Annotated in this window: 25 protein-coding genes and 3 pseudogenes; 17 read left to right on the forward strand and 11 right to left on the reverse strand. The window is 60.0% G+C overall.

What is annotated here, in order from left to right:
- The first annotated feature begins 185 nt into the window (after positions 1-185).
- From AC6CIG_RS19855 to arsH, 5 genes are all read left to right on the forward strand, one after another.
- Positions 186-539, forward strand: coding sequence for an ArsR/SmtB family transcription factor (locus AC6CIG_RS19855; RefSeq protein ID WP_498323620.1), 354 nt, complete (start codon positions 186-188; stop codon positions 537-539).
- The gene (locus AC6CIG_RS19860) at positions 536-1,063 is read left to right on the forward strand and encodes an arsenate reductase ArsC (RefSeq protein WP_379937790.1); all 528 of its coding nucleotides are present in this window, start codon (positions 536-538) and stop codon (positions 1,061-1,063) included. Before AC6CIG_RS19855 ends, AC6CIG_RS19860 begins: the two co-directional genes overlap by 4 nt.
- Entirely contained in the window at positions 1,060-1,491 is a 432-nt protein-coding gene (arsC, locus tag AC6CIG_RS19865; protein ID WP_498323622.1) for an arsenate reductase (glutaredoxin), read from the forward strand. Before AC6CIG_RS19860 ends, arsC begins: the two co-directional genes overlap by 4 nt.
- 82 nt (positions 1,492-1,573) lie before the next feature.
- Positions 1,574-2,641 carry an ACR3 family arsenite efflux transporter gene (arsB, locus tag AC6CIG_RS19870; RefSeq protein WP_498323624.1) on the forward strand — a complete coding sequence of 356 codons (1,068 nt, stop codon included), beginning with the start codon at positions 1,574-1,576 and terminating at the stop codon, positions 2,639-2,641.
- Positions 2,642-2,659: 18 nt separating this feature from the next.
- On the forward strand, positions 2,660-3,415 hold the full coding sequence (arsH, locus tag AC6CIG_RS19875; RefSeq protein ID WP_102764421.1) for an arsenical resistance protein ArsH: 756 nt from the start codon (positions 2,660-2,662) through the stop codon (positions 3,413-3,415).
- A 270-nt stretch (positions 3,416-3,685) separates the two neighbouring features.
- Here arsH and AC6CIG_RS19880 read toward each other — a convergent pair whose 3' ends face one another.
- Genes AC6CIG_RS19880 through AC6CIG_RS19890 form a run of 3 tightly spaced genes read right to left on the reverse strand, consistent with a single transcriptional unit; the run spans position 3,686 to position 5,542 of the window.
- Positions 3,686-4,861 carry a site-specific integrase gene (locus tag AC6CIG_RS19880; protein ID WP_275598567.1) on the reverse strand — a complete coding sequence of 392 codons (1,176 nt, stop codon included), beginning with the start codon at positions 4,859-4,861 and terminating at the stop codon, positions 3,686-3,688.
- 25 nt (positions 4,862-4,886) lie between these two features.
- Positions 4,887-5,288 carry a type II toxin-antitoxin system VapC family toxin gene (locus tag AC6CIG_RS19885; RefSeq protein WP_102761949.1) on the reverse strand — a complete coding sequence of 134 codons (402 nt, stop codon included), beginning with the start codon at positions 5,286-5,288 and terminating at the stop codon, positions 4,887-4,889.
- Positions 5,285-5,542, reverse strand: coding sequence for a type II toxin-antitoxin system VapB family antitoxin (locus tag AC6CIG_RS19890; RefSeq protein ID WP_018096619.1), 258 nt, complete (start codon positions 5,540-5,542; stop codon positions 5,285-5,287). Before AC6CIG_RS19890 ends, AC6CIG_RS19885 begins: the two co-directional genes overlap by 4 nt.
- A 772-nt stretch (positions 5,543-6,314) precedes the next feature.
- On the opposite strand from AC6CIG_RS19890, the gene AC6CIG_RS19895 reads away from it, so the two are divergent.
- The 3 genes from AC6CIG_RS19895 to AC6CIG_RS19905 all read left to right on the forward strand — a co-directional run bounded on the left by AC6CIG_RS19895 (position 6,315) and on the right by AC6CIG_RS19905 (position 8,113).
- The gene (locus AC6CIG_RS19895) at positions 6,315-6,605 is read left to right on the forward strand and encodes a hypothetical protein (RefSeq protein ID WP_457813156.1); all 291 of its coding nucleotides are present in this window, start codon (positions 6,315-6,317) and stop codon (positions 6,603-6,605) included.
- Positions 6,606-6,759: 154 nt separating this feature from the next.
- The gene (locus AC6CIG_RS19900; protein ID WP_457813155.1) at positions 6,760-7,434 is read left to right on the forward strand and encodes an integrase catalytic domain-containing protein; all 675 of its coding nucleotides are present in this window, start codon (positions 6,760-6,762) and stop codon (positions 7,432-7,434) included.
- A gap of 187 nt (positions 7,435-7,621) precedes the next feature.
- Positions 7,622-8,113, forward strand: coding sequence for a hypothetical protein (locus AC6CIG_RS19905; RefSeq protein WP_457813154.1), 492 nt, complete (start codon positions 7,622-7,624; stop codon positions 8,111-8,113).
- Positions 8,114-8,507: 394 nt separating this feature from the next.
- Here AC6CIG_RS19905 and AC6CIG_RS19910 read toward each other — a convergent pair.
- Positions 8,508-9,912: pseudogene (locus AC6CIG_RS19910) on the reverse strand (mannose-1-phosphate guanylyltransferase/mannose-6-phosphate isomerase); the annotation flags it as partial.
- A gap of 278 nt (positions 9,913-10,190) precedes the next feature.
- Here AC6CIG_RS19910 and AC6CIG_RS19915 point away from each other — a divergent pair.
- The 4 genes from AC6CIG_RS19915 (at position 10,191) to AC6CIG_RS19930 (ending at position 13,957) form a co-directional block, all read left to right on the forward strand.
- Complete coding sequence (locus AC6CIG_RS19915) at positions 10,191-10,538, forward strand: transposase (RefSeq protein ID WP_498323628.1); 348 nt, start codon at positions 10,191-10,193, stop codon at positions 10,536-10,538.
- Positions 10,539-10,785: 247 nt separating this feature from the next.
- On the forward strand, positions 10,786-12,024 hold the full coding sequence (locus tag AC6CIG_RS19920; protein ID WP_498323630.1) for a site-specific integrase: 1,239 nt from the start codon (positions 10,786-10,788) through the stop codon (positions 12,022-12,024).
- Positions 12,021-12,953, forward strand: coding sequence for a tyrosine-type recombinase/integrase (locus AC6CIG_RS19925; RefSeq protein WP_498323632.1), 933 nt, complete (start codon positions 12,021-12,023; stop codon positions 12,951-12,953). Before AC6CIG_RS19920 ends, AC6CIG_RS19925 begins: the two co-directional genes overlap by 4 nt.
- Positions 12,950-13,957, forward strand: coding sequence for a tyrosine-type recombinase/integrase (locus tag AC6CIG_RS19930; protein WP_498323633.1), 1,008 nt, complete (start codon positions 12,950-12,952; stop codon positions 13,955-13,957). The genes AC6CIG_RS19925 and AC6CIG_RS19930 overlap by 4 nt, the downstream gene beginning before the upstream one ends.
- A gap of 181 nt (positions 13,958-14,138) precedes the next feature.
- Here the strand turns inward: AC6CIG_RS19930 and AC6CIG_RS19935 are convergent, their stop codons facing one another.
- From AC6CIG_RS19935 to AC6CIG_RS19945, 3 genes are read right to left on the reverse strand one after another with little or no spacing between them, the layout of a single operon-like run.
- Positions 14,139-15,080 (reverse strand): hypothetical protein, encoded by a 942-nt coding sequence (locus tag AC6CIG_RS19935; RefSeq protein ID WP_498323635.1) that lies wholly within the window; start codon positions 15,078-15,080, stop codon positions 14,139-14,141.
- Positions 15,068-16,228, reverse strand: a complete 1,161-nt coding sequence (locus AC6CIG_RS19940) for a recombinase family protein (RefSeq protein ID WP_498323637.1) — start codon at positions 16,226-16,228, stop codon at positions 15,068-15,070. Before AC6CIG_RS19940 ends, AC6CIG_RS19935 begins: the two co-directional genes overlap by 13 nt.
- Positions 16,206-16,394, reverse strand: coding sequence for a hypothetical protein (locus AC6CIG_RS19945; protein ID WP_203530131.1), 189 nt, complete (start codon positions 16,392-16,394; stop codon positions 16,206-16,208). Before AC6CIG_RS19945 ends, AC6CIG_RS19940 begins: the two co-directional genes overlap by 23 nt.
- A 330-nt stretch (positions 16,395-16,724) precedes the next feature.
- Here AC6CIG_RS19945 and tnpB point away from each other — a divergent pair, with 330 nt between their 5' ends.
- From tnpB to AC6CIG_RS19970, 5 genes and pseudogenes are all read left to right on the forward strand, one after another.
- Positions 16,725-16,919: an IS66 family insertion sequence element accessory protein TnpB gene (tnpB, locus tag AC6CIG_RS19950; protein ID WP_127624086.1), complete on the forward strand. Its 195-nt coding sequence runs from the start codon at positions 16,725-16,727 to the stop codon at positions 16,917-16,919.
- Positions 16,920-16,993: 74 nt separating this feature from the next.
- A pseudogene (tnpC, locus tag AC6CIG_RS19955) lies at positions 16,994-18,196 on the forward strand (IS66 family transposase); the annotation flags it as partial.
- A 170-nt stretch (positions 18,197-18,366) separates the two neighbouring features.
- Entirely contained in the window at positions 18,367-19,896 is a 1,530-nt protein-coding gene (gene istA / locus AC6CIG_RS19960) for an IS21 family transposase (RefSeq protein WP_498323639.1), read from the forward strand.
- Between the two features lie 12 nt (positions 19,897-19,908).
- Positions 19,909-20,646, forward strand: coding sequence for an IS21-like element helper ATPase IstB (gene istB, locus AC6CIG_RS19965; protein ID WP_127615839.1), 738 nt, complete (start codon positions 19,909-19,911; stop codon positions 20,644-20,646).
- A 122-nt stretch (positions 20,647-20,768) separates the two neighbouring features.
- Positions 20,769-21,191 (forward strand): annotated as a pseudogene (locus AC6CIG_RS19970) (IS66 family transposase); the annotation flags it as partial.
- Between the two features lie 136 nt (positions 21,192-21,327).
- Here the strand turns inward: AC6CIG_RS19970 and AC6CIG_RS19975 are convergent.
- The 4 genes from AC6CIG_RS19975 to AC6CIG_RS19990 form a co-directional block, all read right to left on the reverse strand.
- Positions 21,328-22,275: an aldo/keto reductase gene (locus AC6CIG_RS19975; RefSeq protein ID WP_457813149.1), complete on the reverse strand. Its 948-nt coding sequence runs from the start codon at positions 22,273-22,275 to the stop codon at positions 21,328-21,330.
- A 115-nt stretch (positions 22,276-22,390) separates the two neighbouring features.
- On the reverse strand, positions 22,391-23,341 hold the full coding sequence (locus tag AC6CIG_RS19980; protein ID WP_457813148.1) for a glycosyltransferase family 9 protein: 951 nt from the start codon (positions 23,339-23,341) through the stop codon (positions 22,391-22,393).
- Positions 23,286-24,446, reverse strand: a complete 1,161-nt coding sequence (locus tag AC6CIG_RS19985; RefSeq protein WP_498323640.1) for a radical SAM protein — start codon at positions 24,444-24,446, stop codon at positions 23,286-23,288. Before AC6CIG_RS19985 ends, AC6CIG_RS19980 begins: the two co-directional genes overlap by 56 nt.
- A 16-nt stretch (positions 24,447-24,462) precedes the next feature.
- Complete coding sequence (locus AC6CIG_RS19990; RefSeq protein WP_457813146.1) at positions 24,463-25,641, reverse strand: aKG-HExxH-type peptide beta-hydroxylase; 1,179 nt, start codon at positions 25,639-25,641, stop codon at positions 24,463-24,465.
- Positions 25,642-25,783: the final 142 nt, after the last annotated feature.

The following is a 25,783-nucleotide window of genomic DNA, read 5'->3' on the forward strand; positions in this document are numbered from 1 at the left end:
CACATGAATGTCGACACCGCTTTAGCTATTAAAGAGGAGTCCTGCAATCCACTTACCTGCACTTCCGATCAATTCCGAGAGTCGCTTCCGCGTATGGGACGGTGTTCACGTTGCCCAGTGCCTCGAAGGCGATGGTCCACGGCATTGACGCTTGACACTGTCCACATTTCGAGTATTCTCGACATATGGAACAGGAAAATGCAATTCTGGCCCTTGCGGCGCTCGCTCAATCGACCCGGCTGGAGACCTTCCGCCTTCTTGTCCGGCATGAGCCCAATGGGCTGCCCGCCGGCGATATTGCGCGCACCTTGGCGGTCCCCCACAACACCATGTCGACGCATCTGAATATTCTTGCTCGGGCGGGCTTGGTGTCTTCGGAACGCCGCAGCCGCCTCATCGTTTACCGCGCGGATGTTTCGCGTCTGCGCCATCTCACCCTTTTTCTCCTCAAGGATTGCTGCGGAGGGGATGCCGATCTCTGCGCTCCGCTGATCGAGGAACTCAATCCCTGTCGTTCAAAGGAAAAGGTAACCGGATGACCAAGACGACGTTCAATGTGATGTTTCTCTGCACGGGCAATTCCGCACGTTCGATCATCGCAGAAAGCGTTCTGCGAAAGGACGGAGCCGGCAAGTTCAATGCCTATTCCGCGGGGAGCCAACCCAAGGGCGAGGTCAATCCGTTCGCCATCGAGACGCTCGCAGGCCACCACTATCCCGTCGAAGGGCTTCGGTCGAAAAGCTGGGACGAATTTGCCGTGCCCGGCGCTCCCCAACTCGATTTCGTCTTCACCGTCTGCGACAATGCCGCGGGCGAGGCCTGCCCCGTCTGGCCGGGACAGCCCGTGACAGCGCACTGGGGCGTCGAAGACCCGGCAGCCGTCGAGGGGACAGACGCCGAGAAGCGCGTCGCGTTCGCCACGACGCTTCGTTACATGAAACTCCGCATTGCCGCCTTCGCAGCGCTCCCGGTGGAAAGCTTGGAGCGGCTCAGCTTGACGGCAAAACTGCACGAGATCGGCCAGATGGAAGGTTCCACTGCACAGAGGCCCGACGTCGCATGAAAGAGCCGATCGACATCGTCATTTATCACAACCCCGATTGCGGCACGTCTCGGAACACCTTGGCGATGATACGCAACGCCGGAATCGAACCGCATGTGGTCGAGTATTTGAAGACTCCGCCAAGCCGGCGGCTGCTGGAGCAGCTCGTCGTCCGTATGAGTATACCCGTTCGCGAGTTGGTTCGGGAAAAGGGTACACCCTACGAAGAACTCGGCCTCGGCGATCCGGCTCTCACCGATGACCAGCTCCTCGACGCGATGTTGCAGCATCCGATCCTGATCAACCGCCCCATTGTCGTCTCGCCGCTTGGCGTCAGGCTGTGCCGACCTTCCGAGGTCGTCCTTGAGATCCTGCCCCAGGAGCAGAAGGGCGCTTTCGCGAAGGAAGACGGCCAGGTCGTCGTCGACGCGAGCGGCCGGCGCGTCTAGCCGAAGCAGAGCAGACCAGAGCAAGCGAAGCGACGCCTCGATCGAGGCTGCGCACCGGACTTCATTTTCAAGGAGAACGCAGTTGCGTCCCGCCCAACCCACAATCCGCCTCTCGTTTCTCGATCGCTATCTTACGGTCTGGATATTTGCCGCCATGGCGCTCGGCCTTGTGCTCGGCACCGTGTTCACGGGCTTGCCGGCAGCCCTCGACGGTCTTTCCGTCGGGACTACTAACGTTCCGATCGCGATCGGACTCATCCTGATGATGTATCCGCCGCTGGCCAAGGTGCGTTACGAGGAACTCCATCAGGTCTTTGCCGACAAGCACATACTAACGCTCTCCCTGGTGCAGAACTGGTTGATCGGCCCGGTGCTTATGTTCGGCCTCGCCGTGTTGTTCCTGCGCGACTATCCGGAATATATGACGGGCCTTATCCTGATTGGTCTCGCCCGCTGCATCGCCATGGTTCTCGTCTGGAACCAGCTTGCCCGCGGCGACAATCAATACGTTGCAGGTCTCGTCGCCTTCAATTCGATCTTCCAGATACTCTTCTTCAGCATATACGCCTGGTTCTTCCTCACTTTTCTGCCGCCGCTTTTCGGCCTGGAAGGAAGCGTGATCGACGTGTCCTTCTGGACGATCGCCGAAGCAGTGCTGATCTATCTCGGGATACCGTTCCTCGCCGGTTACCTGTCGCGTCGCATTCTTACGAGGGCAAAGGGCAAGGACTGGTACGAGAACGCCTTCCTTCCGAAGATCAGCCCAATCACCCTTGCGGCGCTGCTGTTCACCATCGTGGCGATGTTCAGTCTGAAGGGCGGCGATGTCGTAAGGCTGCCGTTCGATGTCGTCCTGATCGCGATCCCCCTGACGATCTACTTCGTCATTATGTTCACCGTCAGCTTCTTCATGGCGAAACTGATCGACACCGACTATCCGCGCACCACCGCCGTGGCATTCACGGCAGCGGGCAACAATTTTGAACTGGCGATCGCGGTTGCCATTGCCGCCTTCGGTCTTGCATCGCCAGTGGCCTTCGCCGCGGTCATCGGACCGCTGGTGGAGGTGCCCGTGCTGATTCTGCTGGTGCAGCTCGCACTGTGGCTCGGCCGCCGCTACTTCGCCGAAACGGCTCCCGCGGTTGTCTGAAGCATAGGAGACCCTGAAATGAGATTGCGCACCGTTTCCGACATCAACCACCTGCCGGCTCTCGACCCTGCCTACGCACATCGCAATCCGGCGGAAGGCCTCGGTGCGATGGACCACAAGCCCCGCATCCTGCTCCTCTACGGATCGCTGCGCGAGCACTCTTACTCCCGCTTCTCGGTAGAGGAGGCGGCGCGAATTCTCGAGTACTTCGGCGCGGAGACCCGCATATTCGACCCTTCGGACCTGCCGCTGCCCGACCAGGTCAAGGGCGACGATCACCCGGCCGTGAAGGAGCTCCGTGAGCATGCGATCTGGTCCGAAGGAATGGTCTGGTGCTCACCAGAGCGCCATGGCCAGATCACCGGACTCATGAAGGCGCAGATCGATCATCTGCCGCTGAACATGGGCGGCATCCGTCCGACGCAAGGCCGTACCCTCGCTGTCATGCAGGTGTCGGGCGGCTCGCAGAGCTTCAACGCAGTCAACACGCTGCGTATCCTTGGACGCTGGATGCGCATGTACACCATCCCAAACCAGTCGAGCGTCGCCAAGGCGTTCCAGGAATTCGATGCGAACGGGCGCATGAAGCCTTCCAGCTACTACAACCGCATCGTCGATGTAATGGAGGAACTCGTCCGCTTTACGATCCTCCTGCGGCCGCACTCGGCTCAATTGGTCGACCGCTATTCAGAGCGCAAGGAAGCGAAAACGCCGGTTAACCCGGAGACCGACCTCTCCGCCATCGCGATCGCCCCGCAAAAGGGTGCGGCGTAAAGGCCGAGACCGTTCACAGCGGCAACCGATCCAAAGATCTGCACGCTTGAGTATTCAATCGCCGAAGGAGGCGATCGAATGGTGAGGCGGTTCAGCGATGTCGGGAACGCTGGCCGCCGCTCGCAGAGTGCCAGATATGCTTTCCCAGTGTCGCGCCAGTCGGTTCCAGGTTACTCCCCGGGACCTCGCGGAGGCAAAAATGTCCTAAGAGCCGTTAGCGGGCAGTCGTTCGAGAAACGAGCCGATGCATTCTTCGGCGCATAGTACTGCTTAGACGATCAGCCGGGCCGCTCGTCCATTCTTCCGTTCCGCATTGTTGTAATAGCTGGCCGCCTGGGTCACCGATTTGTGCAGCGACTGCTGCATTGCTTCGGGCAGCGGAATACCGCGATTGGCGGCCTCGGTCAGATATCCGGATCTCAACCCATGTGCCGAAAACAGCGCCGGATCAAGGCCCGCCTGTTTGCAACGACCTTTCAGGATCAGATTGACCGATTGCGGCGTCAGTGGACGGCGGTCGACATTGCCCCATTGATCGATACGCCGAAATATCGGCCCGTCGTTGATCCCGGCTTCCGCCAACCACCGTTTCAAGGCGGTCACGGGGCGGCCGATGAGAAGCACCTGTTCGTCATCGTCGACATTAGTCGTCTTGGTGCGGCCAAGGCGGATGCTGAGGCAGGGAAGGGGAGGGGAGGTTTTGTCGTTCGGATCCGCGCGCACCGGCTCCTCATCTTCGAGGTCCTTGACCCGAAGCCCCACCACCTCCGAACGGCGACGGCCGCCGGAGGCAAAGGCGGTCAACAGCAGCGCGCAGTCACGGAAGTCGACCAGCCGATCGCTGGCACAGGCCTCGAGAAGCTTTCGCAGGACGTCGCTGGTTACCGCCTTCTTGCTCTTGCGTTGCCGCGGCCGGCTGCTGGCTTTCACCGCCAGCCTCAGCGCGCTCTTCAGCGATGGCGCACCGAAAGAGCCGGTCAGGCCTCGCCATCGGGTCAAGATCGACCAGGAGGTCAGCCGCCGGCGCACCGTGCCCGGCGCGTGCGGGCCGGGGGTCCTGAGCAGGCGCTCGGCGCGTAATCCCGCCTCGACATCGGGCGGCATTCCATGAGAGGGATCCTCGGCCCGCTTGACCGGATCCCAGAGGTGATGGGCGACGAATTTCAGGAGCAGGCTTTCCGGCGCCGGCCAGGGGAGGGGAGCGCCGGTGGCAAGGCGGCACCAGGCCTCGAGGTAACCGAGATCGGAGGCCAGCGCGCGTAGCGTATTCTCGCCCATGCCCTCCTGAGCCAGATGCTTGAGTGTGGCGACGTCGTCGTCAGTCAGCAGCGCGGCGAGCTGGTCGCGGCGGTCGAAGGGCAGTATGGCGTCGAGCACGTCGAGTTCTTCGGCGCGGCGGTGGACCGCTTGGCTGTCCGATTCCGCCGCTCTATGTTTGTCGATCATTTCGGGCTTGGTCGGCAATTGTCCCTCAACCGGATGATGCCGGGTGAATTTTCAGGTCCGTCTGGCCAAAATCGTTCCCCTTGAACAACAGCGGCGCCTTGGCGATCCTCGCAACAGCATAGGAAAAACAGTCGCCCATGTTGAGCGTGGCCGGATGGCGACCTTTGCCGAAGCGGTCGAACGCTCTTTCCGCTTCCCGGTAATGCGCCTCGTCGAAAGCAATCGCCGCGACGTTGGGCAGCTCGACAAGCTGATCGACAATGTCCGAAGAGTTGGGAAATCCTTTGCCTGTCAGCACCATACGCACCTCCAGCAGGGTAGGCCAGCCGATCGCAATTGCCTCCCGACCGACCAACGCCGTGAATCGTTCGGCCTCCGGCTCTGCCAACGCCATCGCCAGAATGGCCGACGTATCGACAGCGATCATCGCGGCAAACCGTATTCGTCGTAGAAATCGTCATGCGCGGAGGTCGTGCCGGCCGGGACCGCACGCCGGCCTTCGGCCATCAAGTCCGACAGGACGTCGATCGGCGTCCGGGCAGACTGCTGGCGTAGTTCCAGATCGTAGTGCTCGAGCGCCTGCTCGACGAGCCTGTTGATCGGCTGACCCGTGCGGCGCGCCAGCGCGTGCGCCAGATCCCGGGCCTTGGTGCTGCGGACGGACAGTTGCGGTTCGGACATTGCGTTTCCTCGATCGAATCCCTTCGAAGATAACGATTTTGGCTCCAGATGGCAAGGAAATCACCTTCAGATGGCTCGCTATCGATACTTGAATACTATCGATAATGATGGCGCGTGAAAATTGGCGTCCGGATGACGGAAACGTTGGCGCCATTAGGTTCTGTTTCTGAAATTTCAAACATTAATTCATATGGTTAATTGTTCAATGACGTGGCTCCGTGCGGTGCGGTAACCGGTGCAGATGCGATCGGGGGAGTGGCGGGGCGGGACGGGCGCGTCCGATCCGGCGGAGCTTGCGCAGGCAATCGTGGGGCCCCGGTGCGAAGAGGGAGAAAGCCAATCTGCTGTCAGAGTTGAGTTAACTAGCGGCCCAGCGGACAGCGCGGTCGAGCGTCACCCATATTAGGTTTACTAATCGTACTTCCTCGGGAGCATGCTTGTGTCACCCAGAGAGCTACAGGTCATATGGCCTCAGCAAGCGCTCGGCAACTCAGGTGGTCAGCATCACCGCAGAAATCGATGCGTCACCGACGCCGGCGTCTGTCTTTCCCTTATCGACATCGATTCCGCAAACAACCAAACCTGCCGCTATTGGTTGGCCGACGTAAGGGCGTGACCGAGACCAAGGAGGCCTTCGCCAACGACGTCGAAAACCCTGACGGTTGAAGCACCATTGACCGAACGTTTTAGCTCAAAGCGGTGATCAAGAACGCTGGGAACCGCAACCCATGGTCACGCCCCACCAGGTCAAGTTCGCTACCTGGTCCATCAGATGCGTATCGGTGAGTTCAAGGAAGACGGTGCTCCGCCAATTTTCAACGTCCATGGCAATGGCGTCGACCTGCAACACTGTATCATAGACGGCCTGCTGTCCGACATGACCTTCACAAGCTGGGTCGTGAACTTGCGGGAGGATATCCCGAGCGTTTTCGCGTACTACGACCAAGGCAAGCCGCGCACCCATGCGGAAATCTTGAATACTGGGTATGGCGAATTGTCGCCGCTGTTGGCGGCGAGTGTAAAATGTCGGGCAAGATCGCAACCAGAAATGGTGCTAGACTAAGACTAACTGCTGGCTCCTCCCGAGCTAAAGCAGGCCGCCACCCTACTGCAAGGCCAGAACAGGTCGGCCACTAAGCTGATCGCCAAGCCCGTCCGAGCCGCCTTCCGCCCGGCAGTATGTTGTCCAGTATGGTCCCGACGTCAGGGAAGCGCTGGTGGCTCTTTGGGAAGCGTCCGATCGTCTTTGCTCGAAACGCCTGAAGCCGCTGATTCCGATTTTACTGCCAGCCCTTGAGCGTCACGGTCGGCTCGAGCTGAACAGCGAGCTTCGCGATAAACTGCTAATGGTCAGTGCAGCGACGATGGATCGGTTGCTGTCAGGGGTACGTGTGGTGGCTCGCGGTGCCCAGCGTCGGCGTGCCGGAATGAGTTCCGCGGTTCGCCGGTCGGTCCCGGTGCGCACTTTCGGGGACTGGAACGATCCGTTGCCCGGTTACGTCGAGGTCGACTTCGTGGCCCATTCGGGCACCTCTTCGTCCGGCAGCTTCGTGCAGACGATGGTGCTGACCGATATCGCCACGGGCTGGACCGAGTGCGTGCCGGTGCGGACGCGCGAAAGCGGCCTCGTGATCGCTGCCATCAAGCAGGCCCGCTCGCAGTTTCCGTTTCCGCTGCTTGGCGTCGACTTCGACAATGACAGTGCCTTCATGAACGAACTGGTGGTCTGCTGGTGTCGAAGCCAGGGCTTGGAGGTGACCCGTTCGCGCGCGTATCGAAAGAACGATCAAGCCTGGGTCGAGCAGAAGAACGGTGCGATCGTGCGAAGGCTGGTCGGTTACGGAAGGGTTCGTCGGCGCGGAGGCGACGACAGCACTGGCTCGCCTCTATGAGGTGGTGCGTCTGCATGGCAACCTGTTCCAACCTTCGTTCAAGTTGCGGGAGAAGACACGGATCGGCGCTCGTGTGATCAAACGCTACCATCCGCCCGTGCCGCCCTGTTGCGCGGGTGCTGGCCCATTCCGGTGTGGCCGAGGCCGACAAGGATCGGCTGCAGGCGATGTTGGAAGGGCGGATCCAGTGATACTGTTTGCCGGGATCCGCGCCGCCCAGGAGGAGCTCGGAAAGCGGGTCGATCGACGTGGCCTAAACGCCAGATCCGAAGAACCGGTCGCCGTCGATCTGCAACGCTTCACCTTGAGCCTGAAGACAGCCTGGCAGGTTGGCGAGAAACGGCCGACACATCGGAGGCCATATCGTCGGACCAAGCCTTACCCGAAAAGGCCAAGCATGCTGGAGCCATTCGAGCCCCAGGTTCGAGCGTGGCTTGAGGCGGATCCGGCGGTCTCGGCCGCCTCGGTCCTAGAGCGCCTCATGAGCGCCGATCCGTCACGCTTCACCAAGAAAAGCCTGCGGACGGTGCAAATGGCCGTTAAGGCTTGGCGTATCGAAACAGCCGGGCAGATTATTCTCGATGGAGACTGGATGAAGCGCGCGCCGTTATCTTCCCCCGCCGCGGCAGGAGAAGATAATGGGCTCAGCGCACCAAACTTCGGTAACATTCCTGGGTGAGGCAATAGGAGGGGTCAATTCCTCGATTCGCTTGACAGTCTTTGCGCTGCCTTCTCGTCAAAGCCTACGATAGGGGATGCGCGACCACCGGACTGAAGCTGAGTGATTGCGATGGTCGTGTCGAAGTGGTTGCTGCGCTCACTCGCCCGTCGCAGCCGTCGGTCCTGATAACCTTAGCAAGGGTATCGCGCTTTCCGGGACCGCCTACTGATGTTCGATCGTGGCCTAATCAGCCTTTCGACGAGCGGAACATCCTCGTTTCGCGGCATGGATCGTCAACGGACATCCAACAGGTCGTCGCCGCGGGCTTACGCGAAAAGTCTACACACCTGGCCGTGGCTTGACATCGCCGATGGTGAGTGCGCGGAAGGCAGCATTTCTGATCAGGTTCAGCGTCAACGAGGCACACTATGTCATCCTCGCCCAAAAAAGACCTGAACTCCAATCATCTCAAGAAAGATCTTGCCAGGATTGCTTAGCCGATGGACTGAACCCTGTGGAATGTAGATCGATTGGTTCTCGTGTAAGATCGTCGCCGTGTCATTGATGGTCACCTCAGCAATACCTTTCACGCAGATCCAATGCTCTGCGCGGTGGAAGTGTTGCTGCAGTGAGAGCATCTTCTCAGGGTGCACGAACAATTTCTTAACCTGGAACCCGTCACCGATGAACATGATGGTGTAGCCACCCCATGGCCGCAGTGACGTTGGGTGCGATTCAGTGAAGCGAGCTGTATCCTTGTCAGCTGCAAGCCGTTTCACCAGATTGCCAATCTCCTGGGCATCGTCTAGACGCCCGACGAGAACTGCGTCTTCGCTGGCGATAACGGCGACACCATCAAGACCCTGCACAGCTAGGTGAATTGTGCGAGACATGACCAACGAATTTCTAGTGCCCTGGACCGTCGCATTCCCTTGTATCACGTTGCCTTCTGGATCTCGTTCACTGATCTTCCATACGGCGTCCCAAGTGCCGAGATCAGACCAATCTATGGATGAGGGAACTACCGCGGCGTTCTTCGTTTTTTCCATCACAGCGTAGTCGATCGAGATTGAAGGAGCCCGGCTGAATGCCTCGTACTCAAGGCGCAGAAAGTCAGCATCAACTTCCGAGCGATCCACCGCTGCGTAGGCAGCCGACAGGACTTCGGGTGCATACTCCTGCAGCTCGGCGATGAAGCTGCCCACACGGAACAAGAACATACCCGAGTTCCAGTAATAGTTGCCGGCTTTCAAGAACTCAGTTGCCTTTTCCACGTCCGGCTTCTCCACGAAACGATTAACAGCGTGGGCGCCATTGCCGAGGTCGCCACCAAGTTCGATGTAGCCGTAGCCGGTTGCTGGGCCGCACGGTTTTATACCAAACGTCACCAGCTTACCCGCTGCAGCGGTAGTACAAGCTTTACGGATGCACGCGTCATAGGTTCCGTCGGCTTTGATCGCGTGATCAGACGGCAGAACCAGCGCTAATGCGTCGTCACCATACCGATCGGCCAAGATCCGAGTGGAAACAGCAATCGCGGCGGCGGTGCTACGGGGCAGAGGTTCCAGCACGGTGCCTGAAAGCGTGATGCCTTGCTCGCGCGCCTGTTCGGCAACCAAAAAACGGTAGTCCTTGTTAGTTACGACGAGTGGTGCTTCATAGATCGATGCATCGGATACTCGCTGCAAGGTCTCCTGAAACAGGGTCTTCTCACCTAGCATCTGCAAGAATTGTTTTGCAGCCGTCGCACGTGACAGCGGCCAAAGCCTGGTGCCCTTGCCTCCTGCAAGGATGACAGGAACAATCTTTGCTGGCATGTATAACCACGCTATCAGAGAGAGGCTTACTGCATAATAAATATATTACACTAAACTATCTACCTAAATGTACCACCTCTCAGCACGTGGTGCTGTAGTGAAAATATCTGTGCGCGCCGCCGACTGAGATTTAATGGGGCTTTAAATTCAGGAAAATCGTAAGCGGCAAGCAGACCCCGTCTGGCGGAAGGGGTGAGCGGTGGGATATCGGTAGCGGACACGATGAGCTGCTGTGAGCTTCTATGTCTGCGCCTAGTTCTGGAACTAGAACCTTCCATATGATCGAAGCTGTTGCCGACCGCCTTGAGGGTGCCCCGCGGCAGCTTCGCCGGCGCTGGTCGGATGAGGTCAAGGCACGGGCGGTGGCGGATGCATTGGAGCCAGGCGCGAGCGTCTCGGCGATCGCTCATCGGCTCGGCATTCACCCGTCGCAGCTCTTTGGCTGGCGTCGTGCAGCCTTAGACGCTCGGAAGGTTCCCACGGAACCGGCGCGTTGCGAGGTAGTCGCGGCGTCTGCTGGCGAAGCGGTGATCGAGATCGTCATTGGCGATGTGATCGTGCGTGCTCGCGCTGACGTCAGTGAGGCGCACTTGCAGCGGGTGATCCGAGCGGTGCGGTCGGCATGATCCCATCCGGCGTAAAGGTGTTCCTCGCCAGTCATCCGGTCGACTTCCGCAAGGGGCCGGACAGCTTGCTGTCGCTGGTGCGGGATGCCGGCAATGATCCGTTCTTATGTGTCGAGCGAGATTATGTGGCGGAGGCCGTCTCGGCGCCAGCCGGGGCCTGCCGGGTCTGGAATTCTGCGCCACATAATATTTCGTGCCTCTCGGATGGGTGTGGGATCCCCCTGCGCCGCTACTCCGGAGAGGCAAGATGCTCGAGTTCTATTTTTCGTATGGTGGGGTGCTCAAGCGCCTGCGTAGTGGTGCGCTCGGTGGCGAGATGGATCGCCTCGCGGAGCATTTTTTCAGACTTGGTTACAAACGAGCGTCGGCCAAGATTTATCTGAGCCGAATTGCGCGCTTCAGCCGGTTTGCCGGGGCATGCTGCGGTCCGATGCCGATCCATCAAGATGTCGTCGATAGCTATTTGCGCACGTTTCCTACGGATACGCCGCGCATTGGAGCAATGTCGGCGCTAGGACACGCACGGCGAGTGGCTCCGGAGCGGTTCATTATTGCTGTTCCAAGTGAAGAGGATGATCCGGATGCTCCGCTTCTGGCCTCCTTTTCGGACTATCTGCATAGGGTACGGGGGCTGGAGCCGAACACCCGCGAAGGCGTTCTTCTGGGCGGCCGCCGCTTTCTGGATTGGTTCCGCCATGACCATCCCGACCAGGACCTCGAGGCGTTGACGGCTGAGCAGGTCCTTGCTGCTGTCGAGCATCGGCTGTCGCTATCGGCAACCTCCGGCAGTCGCACGGCAGCGACTTCTCACATTCGAACATTTCTTCGGTTTTTATATTGGGCTGGTCGCCATCACCAAGATCTCGCCCGCATCGTCCCAAGGACGCCCTCTTGGCGTTTGGCGCATTTGCCGCCGCGCCTTGCATGGGATGACGTTCGGCACGCGATCGATGCAATCGGCGCAACGACGCCGGTCGGCATCCGCGATCGAGCCGTCCTGCTGCTGCTCGCCACCACGGGCATTCGCAACGGCGAGTTACGCGCCATTCGGCTTCGCGATATCGACTGGCGTACTGGCGAGGTTTTTGTCCGGCGGACCAAAGGCAAGCGTGATCGGGTGGTGCCACTCCTCGAGGAGACCGGCGCCGCACTCGCCGATTACATCCTGCGCGCTCGACCGAAGGTGGATAGTCCGTATCTGTTTCTGTCGTTCACGCCGCCGATGGGACCGTTCAAGTGTGCGGCGCCTGTTTCAAGGATCGTGCGGAAGCGGTTGCGGCATGGCGGGGTCGAACTCGGGCGGGTCGCAGGTGCACATCTCCTGCGCCACAGCCTTGCTACCCAGCTTGTCGGGCAGCGAAGGCCGATCAACGAGGTCGCCGATCTTCTTGGCCACCGCAGCATCAACACAACGGCGCTGTACGTGAAGGTTGCGACCTCGCAGCTCGCCGAGGTCGCACTCCCCTTTCCGGGAGGCGCGGCATGACCGCCTTTGCCCGATTCCTCGGCGAGAAGGCTGAGCGTTACATCGAACTGCGCCACTCGCTCGGCTACTCTTTCAGCAAACAAGCCGGCACGTTGCGGGCTTTCGTCCGCTACGTTGAACGCGCTCAGTTCGATGCGCCCGCCACCCGAACGATGGCGCTGGACTTCGTCCTGTCGTTTGGCGGCGCCGCCAACAGCCGCGCCACTCGTCACGGCGTGCTCACCCGATTCTACGAGTACCTCGCCGTCTATGACGCCCAAACCGAGACCTTGGAGCGCAGAGTATTTCCCAGGTCCAGGGCGATTCCGCCTCCGCGGATCCTCAGCGAGTCAGAGTTGGCGTCGCTCATCGACGCATGCGCCCGCATTTCCCCAGACATCCCCCTCAGGGGGCGCACGATGGCGACGCTGATCGGATTGTTGGCAAGCTCGGGACTGCGATCGGGCGAAGTGGTCAGGCTTGATCGTACCGACGTCGATCTGACCAACGGGGTTCTCCTCGTTCGGAAGACGAAGTTCCGCAAGGACCGTCTCGTTCCAGTTCACACGACGACCCAGGCTGCCCTTCGCCACTACGTGCGTGAGCGCGACACAGCTTTTCCTCAGCCTAAGGACCAGGCCTTCTTTCTGAGTTCCCGTGGCAACCGTCTCTCTGCGACCGGCCTAAAAAACGGTTTTGCTGAGGTCCGCAAGTTCGCCGGCCTTGATGACGGCAAGCCGTTGCGGCCGCACGATCTGAGGCACCGGTTTGCCGTGACCCGCCTGAGCCTTTGGCACCAGCAGCGCGCCAACGTCCAGGCGCTGCTCCCGTTGCTCGCCACCTATCTCGGCCACGCCAGCTACAGCGACACAGCCTACTACCTCACTGGCTCGGTGGATCTTCTCGCCATGGCGGCGGAGCGCGCCTTCCTCGATGGAGGCGCAGCATGAGTGAACACCTACTCCTGGCGCCGCTCTTGGAGTCCTATTTTCGCCGGCGCTTGACCAAACAACGCAACGCCACTCCCGCGACCGTGGCCAGCTATCGCGACGCCTTGCGCATGCTGATCCTCTTTGCTGCCGCCCGGCTGCGGAAGAAGCCGGCGGCGTTGGCACTCGAAGATCTCGATCGAGACCTCGTTCTCGCCTTTCTCGACGAACTCGAAGAGAAGCGGAACAATGCCGTCGCCACGCGCAATGCCCGCCTTGCGGCGATACGATCCTTCTTCCACCATGTCGCAGCCGCCGACCCGGCGTCCTTCGGTGTCGCCCAACGCGTGCTGACGATTCCCATAAAACGGGCGCACATCGAGGTGACACACCACCTCACCAAGGCCGAAGTGGACGCCCTCATTGCGGCGCCCAATCCAAGGACGTCCCGTGGTCGGCGTGACCGTACGTTTCTACTGTTCCTGGCACGGACCGGCGCGCGGGTCTCCGAAGCTACCGGCGTCAACGCAAACGACCTTCAGTTGGAGCGGTCGCACCCGCAAGTGCTGCTGCGCGGCAAAGGGCGCAGAGACCGCGTCATCCCCATTCCTCAGGATCTGGCGAGAGCACTGACAGCCTTGTTGGCCGAGCACGGTATTGCGAACCACGAGCCACGACCGATCTTTATCGGCGCCCGCCAAGAGCGCCTGACGCGCTTCGGAGCAACCCATATCGTGCGGCGTGCGGCGGCCCAGGCCGTGACCATCAAGCCTGCCTTGGCCCAAAAGCCCATATCGCCGCACATCTTCCGACACTCACTTGCCATGAAGCTTCTCCAGTCGGGCGTGGACCTTTTGACGATCCAAGCCTGGCTCGGGCACGCACAGGTCGCCACGACCCACCGCTATGCCGCCGCGGATGTCGAAATGATGCGCAAAGGACTCGAGAAGGCTGGAGTCTCCGGCGATCTCGGCGTGCGTTTCCGACCAAATGACGCCGTTCTGCAACTGCTGAACAGCATCTGAATATTATGTGGCGGAGAATTCTAGATTTGGCAGGCCTCGGCTGGCGCCGAGACGGGCTCCGCCACATAATCTCGCTCGACGCATAAGAACGGTTATGTGGCGCGCCACATAACCGTTCAACGGCGCGCTTTACGTCTTCCGGGCCAAACGGGCACAGTGCGCTTCATAATGCATCCCTCCATTAGATTCCGGGCAACCGGACGACTTTATCGTATTGATAATCTTCATAAAACTTGGGGCGTCGATCGACGACACCCTGCACCCCTATCCGGACGGCTTCCGAGGATAATGCTTCGACGGGAACCATCCACGGCGAGCCGGGAAGGATTTGCGTTGCAGGCAAAATTCCTCTCTGCACCAGGCTTTTGGCCGATCCGACGCAAATACCGAGTTTCTCCGCCGCTTTCATCAAGCTGATCATCGGTACGTCCACTTTGGTCGCATCATATTCGGGAATTCCCAGGCGCTCGCGCATGTCACGAACACGCACGGTCGTCCAGCTCTCGCCATCACCTGTCTTGCAAAGCATCCTATTGAGGGAGACCGCGAGTTCCCGATCTGGCCAATGTCCGCCTAGTTTGCGCAGTGCCTCGACGGCCGATGGTGCGAGCTCGGCAGGATATCTTCCGGTCTTGACGCGCGCCACACGTACCTCTGTGTGCCGACCGCCGGTCCAATGGATCAGGAGCACCGCCTCGTTGGTCGCATCATCGAGATCGCAAATAATCTCCTGAACCAGGATGTGGATGAGCCGCTGCTTCGTTCGCGTCTCCGTGGAGGGTGCATTCCATACGGTCGGCAAATCCTGGGCAAGCTGCAGGAGACGGCCACGATCGATGACGGGGCGTGCTGCTGACAGTGCAGACAGGTCCTTGATCTTGCGCTCAAGCACGCCTACTCGCTCCAGGGCATCATTCCATCGGGCCTCCAGTTCGCGTGCAACATGCCGCTTGGCCGGGTCCACAAGCTCATACCTGCGACTGGCCAACAGCGCTTCGTAGCGTGCGCCTTCGAGGTCCCGCTCGATTGCCGCAATGACATCTCTTCGGGACCGCTCGACTTGATCCGAGGCGAAGATTGCCGCTTCGACAGCACGGTCCGACACCGCTTCTAAAATCTGCATCGCAACGGCGCGATCGACCTGACGCCGCCAATGCCGATACAAAGGCCGACACCCACGTGAGCATCGTCGCCGCGGCACTGATAGCGATGGGCGTTGCCTTTTGCGCTGCCGTAAAAGACGCGCATCATTCGGCCACAGCGACCGCATCGCATCAGTCCCGTCAAAAGGGCACGACCGCCACGCGCTGACTTGCGATCGCAATTCTTCTTCATGTGCGCGTTCTCGGTCAGAAGCTTGTGGTTCTCCTCATACTCCCGCCAACTGATGTAACCTTGATGATTGTCGCGCAACAGCACGCTCCATTCGTCCCTCGGCTTGCGCACCCCCGTAGCCTTGCGAGCGCGGCCATCGACGATCCGCGTTCGCTGCGCGCGTCTTCCGAAGGCATAGGCGCCTGCATAGAGTGGATTGTGGAGAATCTGCATGACGCTGTGGTAGGCCGGCGCCTTCCAGACAAGCTTGCAGACGTCGACATTGCGCAGAACAACCGGCATCTTGATATCGGCCGACCGCAGCCACAAAAAGACCTGTCGTCCACTTCCCAGCTCCCGGAATTTGGCAAAAACGAGCCTGATCGTCTCTGCCACATGTTCGTCCGGGTCAATCTCGATCTTGCCCACTTCGCTCCAGCACAAGCCCGGCGGCAGCATGAACCGCAGTTCCCCGCGTCCTGCCTTAGAATCACGTGCGGCGATGCCGCGCTGACGCATCAAGCTAAGCTCATACTCCGACATCGTGCCTTTCAATCCAAGCAGCAGACGATCGTTGACGAGCCGCGGATCATAGGCGCCATCCGGATCGATGACCAGCGTCCCCGCAAGCGCGCAAAGGTCGATCAGATGATGCCAGTCCCTGCCATTGCGCGCCAGGCGAGATGCCTCGATACAATAGACCGCTCCTACATTGCCGGAGCAAACCTGTGCCACAAGCCGTTCGAATCCAGGCCGTTCCATGCTGCCTGAACCGGAGCGGCCAAGATCGTCATCGATTACGCTCACCGATGCGAAGCCGGTCGTTGCGGCAGCTCCAGCCAGATCATACTGCCGGCGTTGACTTTCCAGATTGCCGGTGACCTGAGTCATTGTGGACTGGCGGACATAGACCACAGCGGCGCGGCCAAGATGGTCAGGCGTGATCTTCGTGTTCATCAACGCCTCCCGTCTTCGTCATTCTGTTCGCTTCCAAAGCTTCCAGCAGAAGATCCGCTAGCGCTTCCACCAACCCTTTGACGTTCTTGACGGCCGGAACCTGAAGATTTTGGCGCTCCAACTGCAGAATGAGTTGGTCGCGATTTTGATGTCGCCTGCTTCGCATCATCCTTCTCCTTCTTCCTCGAAGGACGGGATTTTGCGCCTCGTGAGCGAGTCGCGTCGAACGATGCCAGCGCCGCTGCCAACTCGTTGAGGCCGGCGATGCTGATCTCGGGCAGCCCCAGCGCCATGTTGGCGCAGTAGCTTTGATCGAACATCCAATTCGGCAACTCGCGGCACAGATCAGGACGCTCATCCGTGTAGATGCAGGTTAAACTCTTGCCACGCCTGAACGGCGAGACCTGCACCTTCTTTCCGAACAGCGGGTGCCAAGGGTAGGCAATCGTCGAAAAGCGAGAAACGTATGCAGAATGGCGGTAGTTGTCCGGACAGAGTGAAGATCGTCTGGTGGGACGGCTCCGGCGTCTGCCTTTATGCCAAGCGGCTGGAAAAAGCGCAGTTCTGCTGGCCGCGGATCGGCCATAACCGAGTTCAGCTCAACCATGCCCAGCTTCTGGCGCTCATCGATGGGATGGACTGGAAGCGGGTTCGCGCCGTGCCGGTGAAGCCGCCGGAGATTGTTGGGTAAAAGCCCTGCGGCGAAGTGAATCAGCAGCCTGAAAGGGCGGGAAAACCGGAGCAAAATGTGCTCTGGTCGGGCCGATGACGCCGCCCGATCTCAAACTCCCAGACGACGTTGAAGCGCTGAAAGCCATGGTGCTTGCCATGGCCGAAAAGGCGGCGCGGGCCGAGGCCCTAGCGAGCGAGGTCGCCGATCTCAAGGCGCGCAACGCCGATGCCGACGAGCGCATCGAGCGGCTGACGCAGATCCTGAAAGCCTTTGATCGCGCCCGCTTCGGCCGGCGATCGGAAAAGCTCGGCTCTCCCACCATCGACGACGAGCAGCAGGCCTTTGTCTTCGAGGAGATCGAGACCGGCATCGCCGCGATCAGGGCGAAGGTCAACAAGGGCCGCGAGCGTCCGGATGGCAAACGTCCGCCGCGGCCGCGCAAGGGCTTCGCACCGCATCTGGAGCGGGTCGAAGTGGTGATCGAGCCGGAGGATCTGCCGGAACATTCCGGCAAGCAGAAGGTGCTGATCGGCGAGGACGTCTCGGAGCGGCTGGATGTCATGCCGGCGAAGTTCCGCGTCATCGTCACCCGCCGGCGGAAATATGCCTTCAAAAACGAGGACGGCGTCATCCAGGCACCAGCGCCGGCACACATCATCGAAGGCGGTATTCCGACGGAAGCGCTTTTGGCCCAGATCGCCGTCTCCAAATATGCCGATGGCCTGCCGCTCTATCGGCAGGAGGCGATCTACGCCCGCGACCAAGTCGAGCTCGATCGCAAGCTGATGGCGCAGTGGATGGGAAAGCTGGGGTTCGAGTTGGAGATCCTGGCCGACTACCTCTTCGATGAGATCAAAAAGGGCGAGCGGATCTTCGCCGACGAGACCACGCTACCCACGCTCGCGCCCGGTTCCGGATCGACAAAGACGGCTTGGCTTTGGGCGTATGCCAGGGATGATCGACCATTCGGAGGCAGTGGGCCGCCGATGGTAGCCTATCGCTTCGAAGATAGCCGAGCCGGCGAATGCGTCGCCCGGCATCTCAACGGCTATCGCGGCATTCTGCAGGTGGATGGTTATGCCGCCTACAACAAGCTGGTCCGCTCCGATGGCGGCAATGACGGCGTCACATTGGCTGGCTGCTGGTCACACAGCCGGCGCAAGTTCTACGAGCTGCATGCTGCGGAAAGCTCAAAGGTCGCAACGGAGACGGTCGAGCGGATGGCGAAGCTCTGGCAGATCGAGGAGACCGTGCGCGGGCAAAGCCCTGAGGTGCAAATTCCGAGGCAATCCGCCCCCTGATTCCGAAATGATCTCGCCCCCCAATTCCGAGAAATAGTCGCCCCCTGATTCCGAGATGATGCCGCCCCCTTGGTGAGGCATCTGGCGTGGGTGTTCTGCTGGTGTGAAGTTTCTTCCTTCGACTGTGACGAGGAAGGAACGGGATGCCTGCGGAGAGACTGGAGATGCGGCGTGTCCGCGAGATATTGAAATATCGCTTCGAGCAAGGACTTGGGCACAAGTCGATTGCGATCCGGGTTGGAGCCGCGCCCTCAACGGTGCGCGAGACGCTGCGACGTGCGGCCATCGCGGAGCTATCGTGGCCGTTGGGTGACGATGTGAGCGATGCCGTCCTGGAGGGGGCGCTTTACAAAGCGGCCGGGACGAAGACAGGGCACCGTCGGAGCCCTGAGCCGGATTGGGCGCTGGTCCATCGGGAATTGAAGCGTAAGCACATGACGCTGCAAATCCTTTGGGACGAATACATCAGCCGACATCCGGACGGCTATCGTTACAGTCGGTACTGTGACCTTTACCGCGGCTGGGCGATGAAGCTGCCTGTGACGATGCGGCAGGACCACGCGGCCGGCGATAAGCTGTTCGTCGACTATGCCGGCGACACGGTCACGGTGGTTGTTGATCGGTTGTCCGGCAAGACACGGCAGGCCCACCTGTTCGTGGCGGTTCTGGGAGCGTCCAGCCTTTCGTTCGCGCAGGCACGCTGGAGTGAGACACTACCCGACTGGATTGAATGCCATATCCAGGCGCTGGAGTTCTTTGGCGGTGCGCCAGCCTTGCTGGTTCCCGACAATGCCAAGGTGGCGATCATCAAGGCCTGCCACTTCGATCCCCAGGTAAACCGGACATATTGCGCGATGGCGGCTCACTATGGCAGTGCCGTCCTGCCGACGCGGCCCCGACGTCCGCGTGACAAGGCAAAAGTGGAAGCTGCGGTTCGTATCGTCGAACGCTGGCTGTTGGGCCGGTTGCGCCATCGCGCCTTCTACAGCCTGGCCGAGGTTAATGCGGCGATTGCCGACTTGCTTCATGACCTCAACGACAAGCGTGTCTTGCGCCGCGTCGGCGTCACACGCCGCCATTTGTTCGACGAACTGGATCGTCCGGCTTTGCGGCCACTGCCTGTCGAACGTTATGTCTTTGCCGAATGGCGTATCCGCCGTGCCGGGCTGGATTATCACGTCGAGATCGAGCGGCACTATTATTCCGTGCCCTATCGCTTCGCCCGCGAGCAGGTCGAGGCTCGTATTACCGCCAATACGATCGAGATCTTCCACAAGGGCGAGCGTATTGCCGCCCATCGCCGTTCCAGCGGCAACGGCAAGCACACGACGATCGCCGATCATATGCCCTCGGCACATCGCCGTTTCGCCGACTGGACGATCGAACGGATTCAACGCGAAGCCTCTGCCATGGGGCCAAATGTTGCGCTGTTGTGCGAGCGCATCCTTGCCGACAGGCCGCATCCCGAGCAGGGCTTTCGAGCTTGCCTCGGGATCATCCGCCTCAACAAGAGCTTTGGCCGCGACAGGGTCAATGCCGCTTGCGGCCGGGCGCTGGAGATTGGGGCTCGGACCTATGGCTCGGTGCGCTCCATCCTCGACAATCATCTTGACCGAACGACTGCCCCGAACGGATCGGCGTCTCATGAACCGATCCATCACGCCAACATCCGCGGACCCCGCTATTACCACTAAGGAGAAGGAAAGATGCTAGCTCATCCAACACTTGATAGGCTGAACGCCATGGGCCTGGCCGGTATGGCAAAGGCTTTTGGCGAGCTCGTTGCCAACGGCGAAGCCGAACATCTCTCACACGCCGAATGGCTCGGACTGCTGCTCGAACGGGAATGGAGTTGCCGCTACGATCGAAAGCTTGCGGCACGCCTCAGGTTCGCCAAGCTGCGCCACCAGGCTACCCCGGAAGATGTCGATTATCGCAGCGAACGCGGCCTTGACCGCGCCCTCTTCATGAAGCTGCTCGCTGGCGACTGGATCAATGCCCACGACAATCTTGCCATCTGCGGACCCTCGGGTGTCGGAAAGAGCTGGTTGGCCTGTGCTCTTGGTCACAAGGCTTGCCGAGACGATCGCTCCGTTTTCTATCAGCGTGTCCCGAGACTGTTTGCTCAGCTCGCGCTCGCTCGCGGTGACGGCAGGTATGCCCGGCTCCAACGGACCTTGGGGCATGTTCAGCTCCTGATCCTCGATGACTGGGGACTTGAGCCACTCAACGAACAGGCCCGACACGACCTCCTCGAAATCCTCGAAGATCGCTATGGCCGTCGATCCACGATCATCACCAGCCAGCTTCCCGTATCCGCATGGCACAGCGTCATAGGAGACCCGACTTACGCCGATGCCATCTTGGATCGCCTCGTCCACAATGCCCACCGTGTCGAATTGAGCGGCGACAGTCTGCGCCGAAACCTACCGCGAAAAGCTTGACACCTCGCCTGAATGAACTGACAACAATTATCGCCTGCAGACCCCACCAACAGGGGGCGAGATCATCCCGGAATCCAGGGGCGCAATCATCTCGGAACAAAGGGGCGGCTTCATCGGAATCGGCACCTGAGGCCCGTGTCGCGGCGCGTCAGCAAACCTCTACCGCGGTTGTCGCCGAGCTCTTCGCTCTCTGGCAGAAAACCCTGCCGCGGGTCTCCGGCAAATCGAAGCTGGCTGAGGCGCTCCGCTATGCGATCTCGCGTCGTGCCATCTTCGAACGCTTTCTGACCGACGGCCGCATCGAGCTCGACTCCAACATCGTCGAGCGAGCAATCCGGCCCCAGGCCATTACGAGAAAGAACTCACTCTTTGCCGGCAGCGACGGCGGCGGAAGAAGCTGGGCAACCATCGCGACGCTGCTGCAGACGGCAAAAATGAACAACGTCGATCCGGTCGCCTGGCTCACCCAGACCCTCGAGAGCATCGCCAACGGCTGGCCGAGCAGCGAAATCGACGCACTCATGCCGTGGAACTACGCCGCCTGAACGGCCTCAACTTGTCGCTTACGGAAAATCGGGCTGCGCCGACTGTTTATCGAGCGTCTGGCACACCACGGAGCACATGCTGGAGACGGCGCTAACGAGAGACTTGCCGATGATGTTCACATAGTTGACGCGCCGCTTACAAAGCGAGGGGCAATGTTTGACAAAGGCCGAGCACATCGGACACGTGGGCGACGCTGCGAAGGCCTATGAGAGACGCACATACGCCGGGGGCCGAGCGGGCAAACTGCAACGCAATCTGGATGTCTTTTTTCAATCTCGGACATGCCTCGCGCAATTCCCCAGGAATGAATTTGGAAATGCTTCCGCCATTCACTGAAACGCTCGTGATTACGGCTAGCCCGAGATGCGCCGCTGCCTCGAAGGTCGAAACGCTTCGCCCCGCCACCAAATGATTGAGCCGAAACAATGCATCCGGCCTAGCAAGGTTGAACGGCACTTGCACTACCTTGAAGTGGTTCGTATCGCCGGCAACGTCACGGGCATACCCGACTAATCTATCCAACGTATGCGGCCCTGGATGGGGTTCAAGCAGGGCGTCAGCGGTCGATATCCCATACAAAAGAATCCGGCCGTCCGCCACGGCTTGCTCAAGGAATTCAAAGGCTCTACGTACTCGGTGGGCGAACTGGTCCGGACCTGCCAGAAGTTGTTCCTCAGGATTGTGAAGCAGGTAGGCGTCGATCGTGCCCAACCGCAATCGCGCGGCACTACGACTCAGTGCGTTGTCGAGATATGCTGGGTGAATGGAATGACACTGTCTAACGATACCAAGGTCGGACTGCAGCGAGCGCCCGCGCCGCTCGAGCAGAGCGGTCCCCGGTCGAAAGTAGCCACCTTTCGAGCAGATGACGAGTCCGGAACGTCTAGAGCCTAAATCGCGGGCAAGATCTGCGAGCGCGAGGCCGATGACTGCTTCGGCCTCTCCAAAGCCGTAGATATCGGAGGTGTCGATGAGATTAATGCCGCCCGAGACGGCCAGATGGAAGGCTGAGAAAATGCCTTCTCTCGAGCTGAGTTCGAGTTGCCCGTCGATTCCACCTGTCCCAAAGCCGATCGAGGACACCGTCAGACCGCCTGCGAAGTCCCTAAAAAAACCGCTAGTTGTAGCGGCGATGCCCGCCTGCGCGACGCCTAAGGTGCCGGCTCTGGTTGCATGACCCGACATAGACGGGGTACCATCAGACATGGTGGTCACGCAGCTGGAGCAGCGCTTCATATACTAGCGTGGCTTCGAGGCCCGCAAGATCCCGGCGAGCACAATGTCGGTGCGGCGCAAACCTGAAGCCGAACTCATGGACATCGGTAGGGCCGAAGATGCCCACACCGGGGATGCGACTCAGGTCTGCCGCATGTAAGAAACAGGAGTCAACGCCGACAAAGCAGTCCGATGCCGCGACGATTGCCATGGATTCGCGCATTGGCAGCTCTCCAAACCGAATAATCCGGTCTTCGTCCAGTATGCCGTCCCCAAAATCGATGGGGCGAACGCCAAGATCGGCGATGAAGGTCCCTTCTTCGCGCTGCACTAGCGCCGCAAAGGCGGTCCATCGCTCGTGTGCCCAGCATTTTTCCGGTTTAGTGTCACCGTGCACGGTGATCAGCGTGGCGTCACCGGGCAGGGTCGCGCGGATTTTCGCTGCGAGTGCGTTTGCGGATTGCCCCACGGCCGGCTTGGCAGCGAACGGCTCGATTACGATACCGGGCGACACCAACTGCGGCAGCCGAAAGGCGAGGTCTGCATTGTGTAGTGTGAAGTCGAGTTCGAGCGGCAGCACGCATTCTGCATCGAAGCCGATCGTAACCGGCGGTCGTAACGAGCGGACGAGGGATTTGACGGATTCTCCGTATATGGGATTCAAGCACATAAATAGGTCCGTGTCGCCCAGTGCCTCCGCCACGGGCACATCATTGAAGCAGTACTGCAGCCCGATGCATTCGGCGGGGACTTCGACGACGCGGGCGAACTCGACGTCGCCGAAAAAGGTCCAACGGGCGCCGGTTCGGCAAACAAGGGTCAACCGGCCCTCAAAGGCCAGGGCCAGGGCACGGATCGCCGGCAGATTGAGCAAATGGTCACCCCGCGCGTTCATGAAGAGAAGGACTGGGGTTCGGGCCGAACGCAAATCCATCGCGGTTCAGTCTCCTTTGCATATGACTCATTAGGGTCTTGATGTCCTCGCACCAAACCGAGGGGTTGTCGAAGCCGTTGGCCCTGGCGTACCGATGTGGCAGGAAGCCACCTCCGCATTCTACCGCGAATTCGCAGCGCTGGCAGGGATCGCTCAGCGGGAAGCCATCGTGGATGGCCTTTGCGAAGATCTGTTGGCCACGATGCAGATCGCCGAATCCGTCATCGAGCACGTTAAGGCCACTTGCCCCGAGGCCGCTGCTTCCCGTACGGAGCGAATCCATAGCCTCTATCCCGCCATCGGTTTCAATCACCAAATAAGGAAGCAGGGGGTTACCGAAGCAGTCCATGATCCCCGGGCCCCCCATTAGTCGTTGCAGCAGATCGTGAAAGATACGAATGACCACTGCACTATCGTCTTCAGCAAACCACGCATCGAAGATCGGAAGCAGGTAGTCGGCAACAGGTGTCGCACCGTGATGCCCGTAGAGCTTGGTGACATTATCGTGGGAAACGTCGGGCAGAAGGAAATCCATCCACCGCAGACCAAGCCGCCGAAAGTAGCGGTACACTGCAAGCCCGTCCTCGCCAGGGTTTACGACGGACAAAATACCCGGATCAAAACCGGCGCGCTGCAGCCGCTCGATGCCTGAGAGCGTGCGGGCCTGGGTGCCACGACCCTGATGATCGACCCTGAAGCGGTCATGGATCTGTGGTGGGCCATCAAGGCTTACGCCGACGGAGACATTCCAGTGGTGAAAGGCATCAATCCATTCGTCGTTGATCAGAGTCGCGTTGGTCTGGATGGCCAACGATTTCAACCGCGGCCCGAGGTCGTCATTCAGGATCCGGGCGAACTCCTGAAATCGGCTGGGACCGATGAGGGTTGGTTCGCCACCATGGAACACTACGCCCAATCGATGTCCCTGGATGCCATCGCAGTACTGGTTGATGCGTTCCGTGAGCGCGCGTAGCGTTGCCGTAGAGAGCACGGGGACGCGGTCCAAATACGAACGGTCTTCGTGGTTGTAGATGTAGCAGTACTTGCAATTTATGTTGCAGTGACCGACGACCTTGAGGACAATGGAGTGGATCTTTTGCCTCAAGCTCGGTCCTCCAGTTTCATGCCGCCGCCCGGACGCGTTCCGACAGCGGCTCCCAAAGGGCAAATCCCACGGGCGTCAGACTGTGGGTCGTCCTGAGTGCCTCCTCCAGCTTCGCCAATTGCGGAACTAAAGTACGTTCATTGTTGGCGAAATAACCGTCAGGGTCGTATCCGCTGCGCCGGCACTTTTCCCCTAGTAGCAGCACGTTGGCGAAGGCGTGGTAGGCTAGGTGAATGAAGTAGATGGGGCGCCCGCGCTGCTTGATAGGCGAGTAGTAAAGGTTCTCATCGCTACCGTCATGTACTGGCTGCAGTCGGGTGATGAGATAGTAGTAGTGATGCGCCGACTCGTGAACCAGCATCTCCGCGATTTCGGCGGCACCGGCGTCGACGGAAATGTGACTGACGCCGGATTGACCTCTGGTACTGCCGCTGACGATGCGATTGGAACCGCCCTTGAGTGGGATTATGTATCGCATCACCCGGTCCACCCAGCGCAGGTATTCGGGTGCGTAGAGGCGCAACAGCGCGGCCGCCTCGGCAAACCGGTCGACGAGTTGTTGATCGCCCTGCGCATCCGCCACATCCTCTTCAAGGAAGGAAAATTCAGCCGAGCGAATGCCGCTGCCACGTAGCAGCGTAGAGGCGCGATGCTCGAAGTCGACCTGGGGATGTCGTGTGGCGTTGGTCACCGTCCAATATCCGTCGCGACGCGACGCCGTGTACGCACGGGCGTCTCCGGTCTTATTTAGCGTTTCGATTGTGGCATCGACGCCATTGGACCACACACCGAGCTCGATGACGTCTGCATCAAGTTGCCAGCGATTCCAGCGGAGGTTCGCAGGCCCGTTCAGCCGCATTCTCCATTCGCCGGGTGTTCCCTGCTCCTGGATCAAGAGGGCAAGGCGTGCGGAGGCTTCATAGATGTCGATCTTCGATCTGTTCTGGAGGATTTCACCGAGCGTTCCGAAAACCGGTTCCCAGGCTTGATCGAAGCCGAGGTCCAACTGCAGCCACTCGTTGAACAAACGTGCCGTTCCTCCACGCTCCGCCAACTGCACGCCATAGCGGCGGATGAATCGTTCGACCACACCTTGGGCATATTCCACGGTGACACCGGCCAGTAGGTCGTCATCAAACGCATTCTGAGGGCATGAAAAGCCGCGCAGACCAGCTTCCAACTCTGCAAAACTCACGCTGAGCCTCCCTTCGACTCGAAACCAATTGCCTACTGCATCTGACCCCTTCGAGACACGGCCGCCCGATTTCGATCCGGCACCTCAACACTATTTTTTTTGGAGGTCGGAATCCTTGCCGGAATCCTCCGGGATCTCAGAC

This window comes from Sinorhizobium sp. GQ132, from assembly GCF_059758575.1.

Excerpts from the sequence above, each read along its gene's own strand:
- AC6CIG_RS19855 (WP_498323620.1), top strand. The coding sequence starts at position 186 with ATGGAACAGGAAAATGCAATTCTGGCCCTTGCGGCGCTCGCTCAATCG.
- AC6CIG_RS19860 (WP_379937790.1), top strand. The coding sequence starts at position 536 with ATGACCAAGACGACGTTCAATGTGATGTTTCTCTGCACGGGCAATTCC.
- arsC (WP_498323622.1), top strand. The coding sequence starts at position 1,060 with ATGAAAGAGCCGATCGACATCGTCATTTATCACAACCCCGATTGCGGC.
- arsH (WP_102764421.1), top strand. The coding sequence starts at position 2,660 with ATGAGATTGCGCACCGTTTCCGACATCAACCACCTGCCGGCTCTCGAC.
- AC6CIG_RS19880 (WP_275598567.1), bottom strand. The coding sequence starts at position 4,861 with ATGATCGACAAACATAGAGCGGCGGAATCGGACAGCCAAGCGGTCCAC.
- AC6CIG_RS19885 (WP_102761949.1), bottom strand. The coding sequence starts at position 5,288 with ATGATCGCTGTCGATACGTCGGCCATTCTGGCGATGGCGTTGGCAGAG.
- AC6CIG_RS19890 (WP_018096619.1), bottom strand. The coding sequence starts at position 5,542 with ATGTCCGAACCGCAACTGTCCGTCCGCAGCACCAAGGCCCGGGATCTG.
- AC6CIG_RS19895 (WP_457813156.1), top strand. The coding sequence starts at position 6,315 with ATGCGTATCGGTGAGTTCAAGGAAGACGGTGCTCCGCCAATTTTCAAC.
- AC6CIG_RS19915 (WP_498323628.1), top strand. The coding sequence starts at position 10,191 with ATGATCGAAGCTGTTGCCGACCGCCTTGAGGGTGCCCCGCGGCAGCTT.
- AC6CIG_RS19920 (WP_498323630.1), top strand. The coding sequence starts at position 10,786 with ATGCTCGAGTTCTATTTTTCGTATGGTGGGGTGCTCAAGCGCCTGCGT.
- AC6CIG_RS19925 (WP_498323632.1), top strand. The coding sequence starts at position 12,021 with ATGACCGCCTTTGCCCGATTCCTCGGCGAGAAGGCTGAGCGTTACATC.
- AC6CIG_RS19930 (WP_498323633.1), top strand. The coding sequence starts at position 12,950 with ATGAGTGAACACCTACTCCTGGCGCCGCTCTTGGAGTCCTATTTTCGC.
- AC6CIG_RS19935 (WP_498323635.1), bottom strand. The coding sequence starts at position 15,080 with ATGCAGATTTTAGAAGCGGTGTCGGACCGTGCTGTCGAAGCGGCAATC.
- AC6CIG_RS19940 (WP_498323637.1), bottom strand. The coding sequence starts at position 16,228 with ATGAACACGAAGATCACGCCTGACCATCTTGGCCGCGCCGCTGTGGTC.
- AC6CIG_RS19945 (WP_203530131.1), bottom strand. The coding sequence starts at position 16,394 with ATGCGAAGCAGGCGACATCAAAATCGCGACCAACTCATTCTGCAGTTG.
- istA (WP_498323639.1), top strand. The coding sequence starts at position 18,367 with ATGCGGCGTGTCCGCGAGATATTGAAATATCGCTTCGAGCAAGGACTT.
- istB (WP_127615839.1), top strand. The coding sequence starts at position 19,909 with ATGCTAGCTCATCCAACACTTGATAGGCTGAACGCCATGGGCCTGGCC.
- AC6CIG_RS19980 (WP_457813148.1), bottom strand. The coding sequence starts at position 23,341 with ATGGATTTGCGTTCGGCCCGAACCCCAGTCCTTCTCTTCATGAACGCG.